Genomic DNA, 13592 nt, shown 5'->3' on the forward strand with positions numbered 1-13592 from the left:
TTCCATGAGACAAGAGGACTTCCCCCTGTCTCATTCCTCGGTGCGGGGAGTGTCGGAGCCGCCATCGGTCACGTTGAAGTCATCAGGTGAGAGGTCCTCCACGAACTTGTGGAAGTCCTGGATCTCCTGGTTGTGCTCCTGGTCTTCGATGGCGCTAAAGTCTGGCATGCCGGCCACGTCGAGAACGGCCTGCTCGGCAAAGAGCGGAGTTCCGCAGCGGACGGCCAGGGCAATAGCGTCCGAGGGACGGCAGTCGATGAGGACCTGACGTCCCTCCCTGTTCACAATATCGAGCTGTGCATAGAAGGTGGTCCCCGAAACGTCGTTGATGATGACGCTGCGCAGGTGCCCACCGAGGGACTCCATGACGGACTTGAGCAGGTCATGTGTCATAGGACGCGCGCTGTTCTCGGGATTGACACCCATGCTGATGGCCGTTGCCTCAACCGACCCAATGCGGATGGGAAGGCTGAGTGGCTCCTTCTCGTCTTGCTTTGCTGGTTTGAGGACGATGAGAGACGAGACCGGACCCCCACCGATCACGACCGTCTTGATGTCCATTTCCGTAAGCATGTAGCCACCCCCTGTCGTGCTGTTGCCCGCCTATCCTACCCAAATGCTCTAGTTGCACAAGCGTGGTCACGAAAACTTCTGTCGAGAGAAACCGAACAGTACTCTGTCATGATCCTTCTCAATGAGAAGGATTCCCGACTTTCGGGCAGCCCAAGCGCATGTGGGTAAGCTTATCCATCCTTCGAGGCGTTGCCAGATTTTCCAGTTGTGCGTACGCACGACAGGGACTTCTCACCATATAGGCATGGATTTAAGGTTTCTCGGGCAGGAATCTCTTATCCTGCGTACGCACAACTGTGATTTTTTGGCAGTAATTCCGCGTTTGCCCAGTTGGATGGGAAGGACTTGACAAATGTTAGGCATCGTGCGTACGCATGATGCCGTACGCTTGCCATCTTGGCGAGAGCACCCTGGTACATTCTCAACGAGAGGGAATTCCGACTCTCAGGCAGCCCCTGCACGAGGTTCTCGGGTAATGCCACGTTGCAGTCGAGGACCGCCGTGACGAGTTCCTGCCAAGAATCTTTCAAATTTCTCGTTCGCACGTGTTGACCTAGGGTTAGGTGGAGTGTAGCATTCACTCTTGCGTTGGGCCTGTAGCTCAGTTGGTCAGAGCGTCCGGCTGATAACCGGGAGGTCACAAGTTCGAACCTTGTCAGGCCCACCACCTTTTGACAATAGTCACCCCAGCGTTAGCCGAGTCGCCGCTGGGGTGATTATTTATAAGGGGACATAGCTCAGCTGGGAGAGCGCGGGCTTTGCAAGCCTGAGGTCGTGGGTTCGAACCCCATTGTCTCCACCACATGTTCGAGGACCCTGCGGTTGTTGCCGCGGGGTCCTTTTACAAGAGAAAAACCGTTCGCCGAAAGTTTCCCATAACTTATCTTTTTGTTATTTATTAAGATAACATCATTTTCATGAAGCACCGCCATTGTATGAAGACGGAGGCAACCATGAAAGAGAAAAAAAAGCATCATTCTACCAATTATGATCTGTTGTGCCCTGGTGGGCACACCAATGGCCGCTCTTGCAAAAACCGTTTACTACAAGGGTACGGCAGTGTACTGGAATTACGGTCGTAACGCCAAGGTCTTTGGTTTCTCAGACTGTAATAGCCAAAATTATGAGCATTGCTCTTCCTGCAATGGCTACTCTTCTGATTGGGAGCAGCCAGGGACACTGTCAAAGGCTTGGGGCTGGATTGGGACAGCCACCCTTGAAGCGTACTGGAACTGCAGAGAATAGAGTTTCTTTAAGAGAGTCTATCGCGATATTTCTTACCAGTTCAGGTGAATGACTTCTCAATGGCGGTGCTGATGAAGAAGACCTGGTCTGTCACCAACCTCATTGTCATAATCCTTCTCGCCGCGTCGTCGTTTGTCAGTGCCAAGGGCATTTTGGAGATGCGCTCCATGCGCCTGGTCGAGTCTTGGCTGTCCGACAAGCCCAAGATGTATACCGCGCAGCTGACCGACAGTCAGAAGGATGAGTTTGTCGCGGTGCTGCGTGAGTTCTCCGAGGAGAGGGGCTTCACTGCGGTGGGCCGGAACAGGGAATCCCTGCAATCGGGGTCGGCGCTCTACACTTTTAGCGTACTGATGCCAGACTCTGCGGAAGGCGCAGATTTCGAACCCCTTGACCTTCTTGGTACCAGGGTTGTGGACGGCTCCGTGGCAAGAGAGATAAGTGCTGCGAATCCCGGCAGCTATGCGGGATATGGGAACGATGCCTTCTCACGGGTTGAGACGCTCCCCAGTATCAGAGCCGGACTCTACTTTAGAGTGGATAGGCTGGAATCGGGGTCAAGTCTCGGACGTACCTGCACGGTCATCGGACTTGATGATGGAGAATTCCAGACGCTTGTCAACGATCTGTCATCAGCCATTGGGGTGAGTGCAGACAGTCTCACCACCGAGATGTCTGGCTCGGCTACGGACACGGGCCTGATCTACTGGTTTTGCGAGGGGGCATTTGTCGTACTCGCGATAGTCCTCTGCCTTCTTACGGTGACTCACTCACTCCTTGAGCTCAGGACGCTGGGAGTACACCTCATGCTGGGCTGGAGCCGGAGGGCCTTTGCCGCCGAGCTGATAGCCAATCAAGCGGCGTTTCTCCCCGTCGTCATACCCATAGGGTTGTTTGGCTCGCTCGCTATCTTCGATGGGTTCTCCCTTGGCCCCGCACCCATAGCCTTTGCAGCCCCGTCCGTGCTGCCGGCGGTGATGGTGGTTCTCGTCTCCTGGGGCGTCTCCATTGTCCCCCTTGCCACCGTGCGCCCAGTCGACGCAATCTGTGGCCGCTATTCTCGCCGAGGCTTCTACGCGCTGGCCGTGTCGGTCTACCTCTTGTGTACAGTCGCGATATTCGGGGCCTGTCTGTACATCGACCAGCCTCTCGACATGTATGCCGCTCTTGTCCACACCCGCACCGTGTGGAGCGAATACAAAGACTGGTACGTGGTACGAGACTTTAGCCTGGATGGCTCACATTTTAAGGGCAACCCCATGAGCCTTTCCAAGGATATGTATGCGTGGTACGCCTCCCACGAGAGCGACGAGGACGTTTATCTGGTGAATACTACCTACTTCGATGCCACAGCCATTACGGCATACATGAGGGGGTCATCCGATGATATGCCAGAGCCGTTCTGGTATCTTGCGGCGTCTCCCTCCTACCTCAAGCAGGTGGGTATCGACGTCCCTAACGATGTCGTCGAGAGGGCCGAACATGGCGAGCGCGTGTACCTCCTGCCAGAAACCCTGGACGCCTCTGAGGCGGAGGCAATGAAGAGCTTCCTTGTTTCCGCCAGAAAGGTGTCCGACTCCAACATCGTCACCACATTCATGGAGAACCCCCAATACGAGTTCATCACCTACGACGGAGATCGTGAGCTGTTCACGTGGAGTGCGGATGCGGACCAGCCAACCACGGCGAGCGGCTTTGTGATAGGGGTCATCACGGCCGAGAACATGGTTCCCTTCGAATCGGAGAGCCTGGTGGCCTCCGGATTGGATAACGGGTACGTGAAGCTGGGAAACAGCGCCGCATCCCACCTGCTTGGCGATGATGGTGCCGCCTCTTTGGGCAAATCTCTCGCTGTGCGCTTTGTCACCGTGGAGAACTACATCTCCGGCCTCCAAAAGAGCCTCATGGACCTCTTTGCCCTTTTTGGGATGGCTCTCTTTCTCCTGATGGCCACCGCGTCCGTTGTGGTCGCGTGCATCGTCGGCATTGTCAACCAGGTGAGCGCCCGCGAGATCTCCGTGAAGTACGTTTTGGGGTTTGGCGTATGGGAGCTGTATCGCCGTGAGGTCTTGTTTGTGAATGCCTCGACGATGGCGGGGATTGTCATCAGCGCCATCCTCAGATGCAACGCCGGCCTGCTGGTGGGCGCCGCCCTCTTGTGCATCTCCAACCTCGCCATTGTCATCATGTCACGGACGAGGACTGCGTCCGTTGTACTGGAAACCGTCTCAAGGGAGCAGTGATGCGTCCATACATTCAGATAGAGTCACTCTGTAAGTCCTTTGGTCAGCACAGGATTCTCTTGAACCTCTGCCTTGAGATACAGAAGGGGGATACGGTTGCTGTCACCGGTCCATCCGGCTGCGGCAAGACAACCCTGCTCAATATACTGGGGTTGCTCGATACTCCTGACTCGGGGGAAATCTACCTTGCGGGGACGAGGTATCCCAAGATAAACAGCACCGCAGCGATGCTTATGCGCCGCGACGAGATAAACTACCTTTTTCAGTCCTTTGCGCTGATAGAGTCGAGGACGGTCCGCGACAACCTCATGCTCGCCTTGCACTACACCAAACTGGATACAAACGAGAAGCTGTCCCGCATCAGGAAGACGTTGGCGCGCTTTTCCATCGACGACAAGCTGTCCTCTACCGTGAGTGAGCTGTCTGGTGGAGAAAAGCAGCGCGTGGCGATAAGCAGGGCCATGTTGAAGCCGGGAAACCTCATCCTCGCCGACGAGCCGACAGGTTCGCTTGATGCCCGGATGGCGGGCGTCGTTATGAGGTCGCTTGTCTCGGCCACCCACGACGCAGGCAAGACGCTCGTGATGGTGACGCACGACATGTCCATGGCGGCGGAGTGCGATTGCATCCTTCACATGTCGGACGGTGTGCTCCACGAAATGTGCTGAGCCGCCCCTCCGTCGGCCCCCGGTCGTCCTGCGGCCGCCGCCCCGCCCCGCTGCGGGCCGCCGCTAGCATTCTTTATCGGTATCTGGTAATCGTGGTTCTCGCGACCTGCGCAAACGCGATGCCAGTTTCACAGAAACCGCTAAAGAATGGCTATACTTGGTACACGAGTCACACTATGGGTCGCATGTATGGGGCGGGAGCCCCTGACGCCAAGGAGGTGCCATCCATGGGCGATGGTAGTCATGCTCGAGAAAACGCAAACTCAATGAGGTTGGCGCCTGCCAGAAGGGGAGACGGGCGCCGCCGGTAGCGCTGGTGCGGTTCCACCCTGTCCATCCAAGCCAATAGTGTGCCCGCCTCGTTGCCGGTTCCTGCGCAGCTGACGTCGTACTGTGTCCCTGCGTACATCCCCGGATTGGAGGTGGCCCATGAGGCTGCTCACCAACGGGTTCCTGTCCGGGCTGACAAGGACGGGGCTTATCGCTCGTCGAGCGGAGACGCCAACGGGGAAGACGTCCCAGCTCGAATGGTTGCGTCGTGTCTCCTCACTCGAGACGGAAGAGCTTCTCAACGAGTTCAACACCAGTCGTGGCGGCCTCTCTGCCGAGAAGGTCGAGCTTTCCCGCGCTGTATGGGGTCCAAACGAGGTAGAGCGCGCCCATCGCGACTCTGCTCCGGTGCGCTTCGCAAAGGCTTTCGTGGATCCCTTCACGGGAATCCTCGCACTTCTCGCCGTGGTGTCTCTTGTCACGGACGTTATTCTCGCCGCTCCCGCCGACCGCGACCCATCGACCTTCATCATCATTTTTGCGATGATTGCCGTCTCCGGAACTTTGCGGTTCGTACAGGAGGGCAAGAGCGACGACGCCGCGGCGGCGCTTGCCAAGACCATCCAGACCACGTGCAGCGTGGAGCGAGAAGGGACGGGGCGCGTGGAGATTCCCCTGGCAGATGTGGTTGTTGGTGATATTGTGCACCTCTCTGCAGGTGACGTCGTACCTGCCGACGCCCGCCTCATCCAGGCGCGCGACCTCTTCCTCGGCATGTCCTCGCTTACGGGCGAGAGCCTTCCCGTCGAGCGTGTGGCGGCACCGTGCCCCAAGCCCGAGAAGGACACCCGCGTCGCGGGGGACCTCGACAACATAGCGCTTATGGGTTCTACTGCGGTCTCGGGAAGTGGCGAGGCGGTGGTTGTCGCCACCGGCGCAAACACCATGTTTGGCGGCATGGCGACAAGCCTTGGTGCCAAGCGCGGCAAGACTGCCTATGACGAGGGAATCGCTTCGGTGAGCAAGCTCCTGCTGCGCCTCATGGTGGCCATGGCGCCTCTCGTCCTCGTTATCAACGGACTCACGAAGGGCGATTGGCTCTCGGCCTTGCTCTTCTCGCTCTCGGTTGCCGTGGGTCTCACGCCCGAGATGCTGCCCATGATTGTGACCACGTGCCTTGCCAAGGGCGCCGTGGACCTCTCGCACGACCGCGTGATCGTGAAGCGCCTCGATGCCATCCAGAACCTTGGTGCGATGGACGTTCTTTGCACCGACAAGACAGGTACCCTCACCGAGGACCACGTGGTGCTGGAACGCCACCTTGACCTCATGGGCAACGAGGATTCACGCGTGCTCCGCTATGCCTTTCTCAACAGCTTCTTCGAGACGGGCGTGCGCAACCTCATAGACTCCGCGATTATTACCCGCGCAAGCGAGGAGACTTCCCAGGGCGGGCGCGGCATCGATGCCGATGAGCTTTCTGCGAACTGGCGCCTTGTCGATGAGGTTCCCTTTGACTTCGAGCGCCGGCGCGTGAGTGTGGTGGTTGAGCACAAGGACGGCCGTCGTCGCATGGTCACCAAGGGGGCCATCGAGGAGGTCCTTCAGGTTTGCACCGAGGTCGAGTACGGCGGTCGCGTGGTGCCCCTTGGCGATGACATGCGCGAGAAGGTCCTGGCTACGGCCTACGATCTGGCTGATAAGGGCATGCGCGTTCTTGGCGTGGCACGAAAGGCCGATCCGGCCGATGTGGGCGTGCTCTCGGGCAAGGACGAGCAGGGCATGACGCTCATTGGCTACCTGGCCTTCCTCGACCCGCCTAAGAGAAGCGCCGCCCAAGCGGTGGCCGCTCTGCGAGAGCATGGCGTGACAACCAAGGTCCTCACCGGCGACTCGCTTCGCGTTGCGTGCACCGTGTGCGAGACGATTGGCCTACACGTGGAGGGGACCCTCGAGGGGGCGTCGGTCGCGCAGCTCTCCGATGAGGAGCTCGCGGAGAGGGTCGAGCACGTTACCGTCTTCGCAAAGCTCTCGCCCGACCAGAAGGTGCGCGTTGTGCGAGCACTCCGGACGCGTGGACACGTGGTGGGCTTCATGGGCGACGGCGTGAACGACGCTGCCGCCATGGGAGCTAGTGACTGCGGCGTCTCGGTTGACTCCGGGGCCGACGTGGCCAAGGAGGCTGCGGACATCATCCTTCTCGAGAAGGACCTTGGGGTCCTGGAGAGGGGTATTGTCGAGGGTCGCCGCACCTTCTTCAACATGAACAAGTACGTGAAGATGACCGCGAGCTCGAACTTTGGCAACATCTTCTCGGTGCTGGTGGCGAGCGTGTCTCTGCCCTTCCTGCCTATGACCGCCGTGCAGCTTCTTCTTCTCAACTTCATCTACGACTGCGCCTGCGCCGCCATTCCCTGGGACAATGTCGACGCGCGGGAGCTGCGGGCATCGCAGGCGTGGAGGTCCGGCTCGATTGCGAGCTTCATGCGTTGGATTGGGCCGACGAGCTCGGTCTTTGACATCGTGACCTTTGTGCTGCTGTTCTTCTGGGTGTGCCCGGCCGTGGCCGGAGGCGCCTGGCCTGCCATAGCGGGAGACCCTTCTGCCGCCGCTCTCTTCACGGCAACCTTCCAAGCTTGCTGGTTTGTCGAGTCCATGTGCACGCAGGTGCTCTTTGTGCATCTGGTGCGCACAGAGCGCGTGCCCTTCATGCAGAGCATGGCCGACTGGCGCGTGCTGGTTCTCGACGCAGGCGCAATCGTGCTTTCGCTGGTCATCCCGTTCACCGCAGCGGGTGCCGACCTCGACATGGCATCGCTGCCTCCGGCGTTTCTCGCCGTGCTTCCAGTGGTTGTGGCCGCCTACGCAGCGCTCGTACTGGTGGTGAGAAAGGCCTACGTGCGCCGCTTCGGTCGCCTTCTGTAGGGGTGTTTCCTCTCCGCTCCTCCTCTCCATCTCCTCCCCTCGTTCTTCAGCGGAATTTGAGAATCGTCCTGCTCGCTAACTGGGCAAACGTGGCGCCTGATTCTCAAAAACCGATAAAGAACGGAGGGAGGGGAGGAGGGTCGCGCCACCCCGTGGCCGGGAACGGCTACCATGGTTGTGTTGGAACAACGCGGCCAACTGGGAGGCCTCATGGGTGCCGAGAAGGACGGACAGGGAGTCTCGCCGGAGCTGGACGACCTCTCGAGCACCCTTATGGGTCAAGCGTTTGACGTACTAGCCGAGGGCGTCAATCTGGATGTCATTCTCGCCGTCGAAGACGCCGCTGGCCACATTGCCAGCTACACCTTTGCCGATGACGGCCCGGAGGAATGTCTCGAAGGGGCCCGCAAGCGCATCCGCGACCTCGTGCGTTCCCATGGTGACGGCGCGGCACAACTTGGTGACCCGGTGCGTTACGCCCTTGCCTACGAGGGTGCGGTTGCCGATGAGCGAGGTGTTTACCAGGACGCGGTGTTGCTCGAGTTTGGCGAGCAGGGCCGTACGAGCTTCTCAGCGTTCTCGCTTGTGGATGGCAAGGGTGCAGGCGACGGTTTTGCATGGACAGACCCTGCCCCCGCAGGTGAGGTAGAAAACCTTCTGGGGTAGTGCAGCGCGGCAGCCCTTGCCCGCTTTGGCGTATCATGTAGCAGTTTGCGTGGAACAGCGTGCCGTCGGGCCCGCTGGTCTCTGCGCTGGTATACAGTTGCCGCGAAATTGGTATCTGCTGACGCACGCGGCGTTGCGGCGTTGGCGAGCTAAACGAGAGGTGCCCATGCTCCAGGAGCAGATCAGAAACATCGCAATCATCGCCCACGTTGACCACGGCAAGACCACGCTGGTCGACCAGATGCTCAAGGCTACCCATGCCTTCCGTGATAACCAGCAGGTTCAGGAGCGCGTGCTCGACTCCAACGATCAGGAGCGCGAGCGCGGTATCACCATCCTGGCCAAGAACATCTCTATCGAGTACCAGGGCGTCAAGATTAACGTCATTGACACCCCAGGCCATGCGGACTTTGGCGGCGAGGTCGAGCGCGTGCTCAAGATGGCCGACGGCGCACTGCTTCTGGTCGACGCAGCGGAGGGCCCCATGCCCCAGACGCGCTTTGTCCTCTCTCACGCCATCGCCGCACATCTGGCCATCATGGTTGTTATCAACAAGGTCGACCGTGATGGAGCCAATCCCGAGAAGGCCCTGAACGACTGCCTCGACCTCATGATGGACTTGGGTGCCACCGACGATGAGCTCGAGTTTGCCATGGAGCACGTCGTGTACGCCTCGGCCGTGAACGGCTTTGCGCGCCTCGACCCCAACGACGGCAACATGGACATGTACCCGCTGCTCGACATGATCGTCGGTGCCATGCCCGCTCCCGATGTTGACCTCGCAGGCCCGCTGGCCATGCAGTGCGTGACCGTTGATCACTCCGACTACGTTGGACGCATTGGTATTGGTCGCATTTACTCAGGCACCATTCACGCCGGCGACAAGATCCTCGTTGTGAAGAATGACGGCAGCCGCGAGATGAGCCAAGTAAAGCAACTCTTCACCTTCGACTATCTTGGTCGCAATGAGTGTGGCGAGGCCCAGGCAGGCGACATTGCCGCCGTCGTGGGCGTTGGCCATACCGACATCGGCGACGTCTACACCGATCCCGAGAACCCCGTGGAGCTTGACCCCATCGAGATCGACCCGCCTACCATGTCCGTTGTGTTTGAGGCATCGACCTCGCCGCTCGTTGGCCGTGACGGCGATGTTGTGGGAGGCCGCCAGCTCAAGGAGCGCCTGATGACGGAGCGCGAGAACAACGTCACCATGCGCATCGAGGAGCTGCCTGACAAGACCGGCGTTGAGGTGGCCGGCCGTGGCATCCTGCACCTCTCGGTTCTTATGGAGCAGATGCGTCGCGAGGGCTTCGAGTTCCAGGTTGGTCGCCCTCGCGTCCTCTTCAAGGATGATGGTCATGGGCACAAGCTCGAGCCCATCGAGGAGGCCGTGGTCGAGTGCCCGGGCGAGTACTCCGGCAAGGTCATCGAGCTCTTTGGCAACTCCGGTGGAAACATGACCAACATGATCTCTGGCACGAAGCAGGACCACCTTGAGTTCAAGATTCCCACACGCGGCGTCATGGGTCTCAAGAACCGCATCTTGAACGTCACCCACGGCGAGGCTGTGTTCTACCACAACTTCCTCGAGTACGGTCCCATGGAGGGCGAGCTGGGTAAGCGCCAGAACGGTGTTATGATCTCCATGTCTACCGAGAAGGCCGTCGCCTACGCCCTGGGTAACCTCCAAGATCGCGGCGCACTCTTCGTGAGCCCCAGTGACGAATGCTACGAGGGCATGATTGTGGGCGAGCGTTCGAAGCCCGGTGACATCGTGGTGAACATTGCGCGTACCAAGAGCCTGGGCAACCAGCGTAGCTCCACTGCAGACGTCGCCGTGCAGCTCACGCCGCCACGCACCTTTACGTTGGAGGAGGCCCTTGAGTACATCATGGACGATGAGCTGGTCGAGATTACGCCCAAGAACATCCGCATGCGCAAGCGCATCCTGAACGAGACGGATCGTCGCAAGTGGCGCGTGCGCCATGGGATGGTGGACAAGTAAGCCGATCGACAAGCGGTTCAAACGTCTGGCGTTTGGGGTGAGGCATGGCAGAGTCCAACTCGTTCGGAGAGACCATTTGTGATCTCCGCAAGAGACAGAATCTGACGCAAGAGCAGATTGCGGAGGGGCTTTGCTCGCCCATAATGGTCTCGCGCATCGAGAACGGGCACCAAATGCCATCAAGGGCGCTCCTCGACGCCCTGCTTTCACGACTCCATTCGAGCATGTATCAGCTGTGCAACGTGTACTACCAGAGCGAGCAGGACCGCGACTTCGAGGATAGGGCGAAGCGCGTCAGCATATTGCTCAACCGTGGCAGGTTGGACGAGTGTCAGGCCCAGCTCGAGCGCCTGGGCGAGGCGGTGCACGAAAGGCCGACGATCGCCAGGTCTACCTCTCCCTGTCTGCTGCGGTCTTGCTAAGCGCAGGTCAGGAGCCAGATGCCGCGCAGGAGGCGCTCTTGAAGATCGAGCAGGCGATACGGCTCACAAAGCCAGATATCGATCTCACGGATTTGCGGCACGAGTTGCTCTCAAGGGACGAGGCGCAGTGCCTTGCCCTCAGGGTTCCCGGCCTCCTCTATGCAGGCCGGGCGGTCGAGGCAATACGGTTTGGGGAGGAGTTGCTCTCTTCGCTTGACCATCAGGCCACGGACACCCTGGAATACCATGAGATACGGGTGAACGTCGAGTTCAACGTCTCCCAGCGCCTCGAGCTGGAAGGGCGCTATGCCGACGCTGCGCGCCTTGTCCGACAAGCAAAGGGCGAGTGCCTGGAGGAGCAGCTCCACTCCTACCTCCCGCAGCTCCTCTACTCAGAGGCCCGTATGGACCTTCGCGAGGGCCGAGCGGAGGAGTCCCAAAGGAAGCTCTCCGTCGTCATACCCTACCTGGACCTCATTGGCGACGCCGTGGGGGCTGCAGTCATGCGAGGGTGGGCGGCCCGTGAGCTTGGGGTCAGCCTTTAGGAGACCGACGCCGCTAGGGCCTGCTCCCTCGGGACTTATCGTTTGAGGTTATTTTTACACGGGCCGATATGGTACCTGCCCCTCCTCCACGAGATGATGTGTATGGACAAGTAAGAGGAGGTGATTGACGTGCAGAGGCAAATCGAGAGGCAAGTGCGGCATAGCAACGGTGGTGTGAGCATTAAGATTGAGATTACCATCGGCTAATTGTCTTGTGGCCGGCGGCGATGGAGTTGCTTTCAGTAAGCAACATCATGCCGTCGGCCCCTTAGACAGCGTTTCAAATGAACGGATGGCATTATGCGATACAGCTCCTACATCGTCAAAGCCGTGGGGTGGGGTCGCCTGGCTTTGTTCATGGCTCTTTTGCTGGGCTTCCAGATACTGTACGTTGGAATCGCCCTACTGCTGAGCATGCTGCTCGATCTTGTGGCCACGTCGGTTGCGACCGCAGACCCCGCACTGATCCTGCGCTTCCTGATTTTCGCCCTCGCCTACTCTGGCGTGCTTGGGGTTCTCGTCGTGGCCTGCGGAAGATACAAGGCAAGCCTGGTCCGGCGGGTGATGACGAGCTTGCGGTCGCAGGTTGCCCACGGACTCATATATACAGAGGGCAAGACGACGTCACGGCCCAGGGGGACAGCGCACGGCACCTGACCATGCTCGGCCAGAACATGGACACGCTCGAGAAGGACTGGCTCGGTGGGTTCTTCGACATCGCCGATTCTGTCGTCAAGATGGTGATTGCAGGTGCGATGCTCGTGTACATCAACCCCCTCGTGGCAGTCGTGTCGGTGGCTGGCATGGCGCTGCCCTCGCTGGTGCCCCGCCTGCTGGGAGGTCGCCTGTCCACATGCCAGGAAAGCATAGTGAGGAGCACAAAGGAATACAACACGTGCGTGCGGGACGTATCAAAGGGGACCGAGGTCGTGCATGCGTTCCGCGTGGAGCGGACCGCAGAGGCCCTCCACAACGAGGCTGCAGGGAAGCTCGAAGGGGACAAGGCCTTGCTCTCGAAGCTCATGGCTTGTGTCACCGGGACGGCAGGTGTGCTTGGGGTCATGTCCTAATTCACGATCATGGGCGTGACGGGCCTGTTTGCCATCAACGGTATGGTAACGATCGGCAGCGCCGTGGCTGTGACGCAGCTCTCGGGAGAGGTCATATCTCCCGCGACGGAGCTCCCTTCCAAGCGTGCCCAAGTGCGGGCGTGTCATCCCATACTTGACCTGATTGACGGCCTGGCGACCGCCCATCGTGATGGCGATGGAAATGACATCGTGGAGCGGAAGCCCGTTGTGCGCTCATTGAGCCTGGACTCCGTGTATTTCTCCTATGCGGGCGCAGAGGAAGGTGTTATGCAGGACTGCACCGCACGCTTCGAGGCTGGCAGGAAGTATGCCATCGTGGGCGACAGCGGGTCAGGGAAGAGCACGGTCTTGGGGCTCTTGTCCAAGACGTTGACTCCGACCTCAGGAACCATCCTGACGGATGACAAGAAGGATGCCATTCCAGACGCGGCCTTCATCCATCAGAATGTGTTCCTCTTCGAGGACACGCTTGGCGCGAACATAACGCCAAGAGGCTCCTTCACGGACGAGCAGGTCATGCGTGCCATCTCCCTTGCAGGCTTGGAAGGCGTCGTCAGCTCCCTGCCCCAGGGGCTCGACACGCCTGTCGGGGAGGACGGCTCCAGGCTCTCGGGAGGCGAGCGCCAGCGCGTGGCGATCGCCCGGGCGCTCCTGTACGGCAAGACCACGATCCTTGCAGATGAGGCCACGTCGGCCCTGGACGGCCACATGGCAGAGCAGGTGAAGGACGCTCTGCTCGCACTCGACGGCGTTACCGTCATAGAGGTGACCCACCACCTGAGCCCACAGCGAGAGCGGCTCTATGACGGAGTTCTCGTCATGGAGGATGGGCGTCTGCGCGAAAGGGTGGACGCTACAGGTCGCGCCCTCCGCGCTGGGTGCGGCGAATGATGCGCTTGGAGCGCGTGACGCCCTCGGCCTTCGCGGTGGTCAGGAGAC

Annotated in this window: 11 protein-coding genes and 2 tRNA genes; 12 read left to right on the forward strand and 1 reads right to left on the reverse strand. The window is 59.6% G+C overall.

The window, feature by feature from the left end; translation table 11 throughout:
• Positions 1–30: 30 nt before the first annotated feature.
• Positions 31–573 (reverse strand): bifunctional nuclease family protein, encoded by a 543-nt coding sequence (locus tag E0E00_RS05575; protein ID WP_130811508.1) that lies wholly within the window; start codon positions 571–573, stop codon positions 31–33.
• Between the two features lie 590 nt (positions 574–1163).
• On the opposite strand from E0E00_RS05575, the gene E0E00_RS05580 reads away from it, so the two are divergent.
• From E0E00_RS05580 to E0E00_RS05630, 12 genes are all read left to right on the forward strand, one after another.
• Positions 1164–1240 (forward strand) — tRNA-Ile (locus E0E00_RS05580).
• A gap of 59 nt (positions 1241–1299) precedes the next feature.
• A tRNA-Ala gene (locus E0E00_RS05585) sits at positions 1300–1375 on the forward strand.
• A 514-nt stretch (positions 1376–1889) separates the two neighbouring features.
• Positions 1890–4061: a hypothetical protein gene (locus E0E00_RS05590; RefSeq protein ID WP_130811509.1), complete on the forward strand. Its 2172-nt coding sequence runs from the start codon at positions 1890–1892 to the stop codon at positions 4059–4061.
• Positions 4061–4729 carry an ABC transporter ATP-binding protein gene (locus E0E00_RS05595; protein WP_130811510.1) on the forward strand — a complete coding sequence of 223 codons (669 nt, stop codon included), beginning with the start codon at positions 4061–4063 and terminating at the stop codon, positions 4727–4729. Before E0E00_RS05590 ends, E0E00_RS05595 begins: the two co-directional genes overlap by 1 nt.
• A 429-nt stretch (positions 4730–5158) precedes the next feature.
• Positions 5159–7924 carry a magnesium-translocating P-type ATPase gene (gene mgtA, locus E0E00_RS05600; protein WP_130811511.1) on the forward strand — a complete coding sequence of 922 codons (2766 nt, stop codon included), beginning with the start codon at positions 5159–5161 and terminating at the stop codon, positions 7922–7924.
• Between the two features lie 210 nt (positions 7925–8134).
• Positions 8135–8590, forward strand: a complete 456-nt coding sequence (locus tag E0E00_RS05605; protein ID WP_130811512.1) for a hypothetical protein — start codon at positions 8135–8137, stop codon at positions 8588–8590.
• 166 nt (positions 8591–8756) lie between these two features.
• Positions 8757–10595, forward strand: a complete 1839-nt coding sequence (typA, locus tag E0E00_RS05610) for a translational GTPase TypA (RefSeq protein WP_130811513.1) — start codon at positions 8757–8759, stop codon at positions 10593–10595.
• A gap of 44 nt (positions 10596–10639) precedes the next feature.
• Positions 10640–11017 carry a helix-turn-helix domain-containing protein gene (locus E0E00_RS05615; protein WP_130811514.1) on the forward strand — a complete coding sequence of 126 codons (378 nt, stop codon included), beginning with the start codon at positions 10640–10642 and terminating at the stop codon, positions 11015–11017.
• Between the two features lie 38 nt (positions 11018–11055).
• A complete protein-coding gene (locus E0E00_RS05620; RefSeq protein WP_130811515.1) occupies positions 11056–11562 on the forward strand; it encodes a hypothetical protein in 507 nt (168 codons plus the stop codon).
• A gap of 300 nt (positions 11563–11862) precedes the next feature.
• On the forward strand, positions 11863–12219 hold the full coding sequence (locus tag E0E00_RS14325; protein WP_165443566.1) for a hypothetical protein: 357 nt from the start codon (positions 11863–11865) through the stop codon (positions 12217–12219).
• A gap of 2 nt (positions 12220–12221) precedes the next feature.
• Positions 12222–12632: an ABC transporter ATP-binding protein gene (locus E0E00_RS14330; protein WP_165443567.1), complete on the forward strand. Its 411-nt coding sequence runs from the start codon at positions 12222–12224 to the stop codon at positions 12630–12632.
• A gap of 15 nt (positions 12633–12647) precedes the next feature.
• Positions 12648–13544: an ATP-binding cassette domain-containing protein gene (locus tag E0E00_RS05630; protein ID WP_165443568.1), complete on the forward strand. Its 897-nt coding sequence runs from the start codon at positions 12648–12650 to the stop codon at positions 13542–13544.
• The last annotated feature ends 48 nt before the right edge of the window (positions 13545–13592 follow it).

It is taken from the genome of Olsenella sp. Marseille-P4559, assembly GCF_900605015.1.
GTDB lineage: Bacteria > Actinomycetota > Coriobacteriia > Coriobacteriales > Atopobiaceae > Tractidigestivibacter.

Bases quoted from the DNA above. Each gene is read 5' to 3' on its own strand.
- E0E00_RS05575 (WP_130811508.1), bottom strand. From the start codon at position 573: ATGCTTACGGAAATGGACATCAAGACGGTCGTGATCGGTGGGGGTCCG.
- E0E00_RS05590 (WP_130811509.1), top strand. From the start codon at position 1,890: ATGAAGAAGACCTGGTCTGTCACCAACCTCATTGTCATAATCCTTCTC.
- E0E00_RS05595 (WP_130811510.1), top strand. From the start codon at position 4,061: ATGCGTCCATACATTCAGATAGAGTCACTCTGTAAGTCCTTTGGTCAG.
- mgtA (WP_130811511.1), top strand. From the start codon at position 5,159: ATGAGGCTGCTCACCAACGGGTTCCTGTCCGGGCTGACAAGGACGGGG.
- E0E00_RS05605 (WP_130811512.1), top strand. From the start codon at position 8,135: ATGGGTGCCGAGAAGGACGGACAGGGAGTCTCGCCGGAGCTGGACGAC.
- typA (WP_130811513.1), top strand. From the start codon at position 8,757: ATGCTCCAGGAGCAGATCAGAAACATCGCAATCATCGCCCACGTTGAC.
- E0E00_RS05615 (WP_130811514.1), top strand. From the start codon at position 10,640: ATGGCAGAGTCCAACTCGTTCGGAGAGACCATTTGTGATCTCCGCAAG.
- E0E00_RS14325 (WP_165443566.1), top strand. From the start codon at position 11,863: ATGCGATACAGCTCCTACATCGTCAAAGCCGTGGGGTGGGGTCGCCTG.
- E0E00_RS14330 (WP_165443567.1), top strand. From the start codon at position 12,222: ATGCTCGGCCAGAACATGGACACGCTCGAGAAGGACTGGCTCGGTGGG.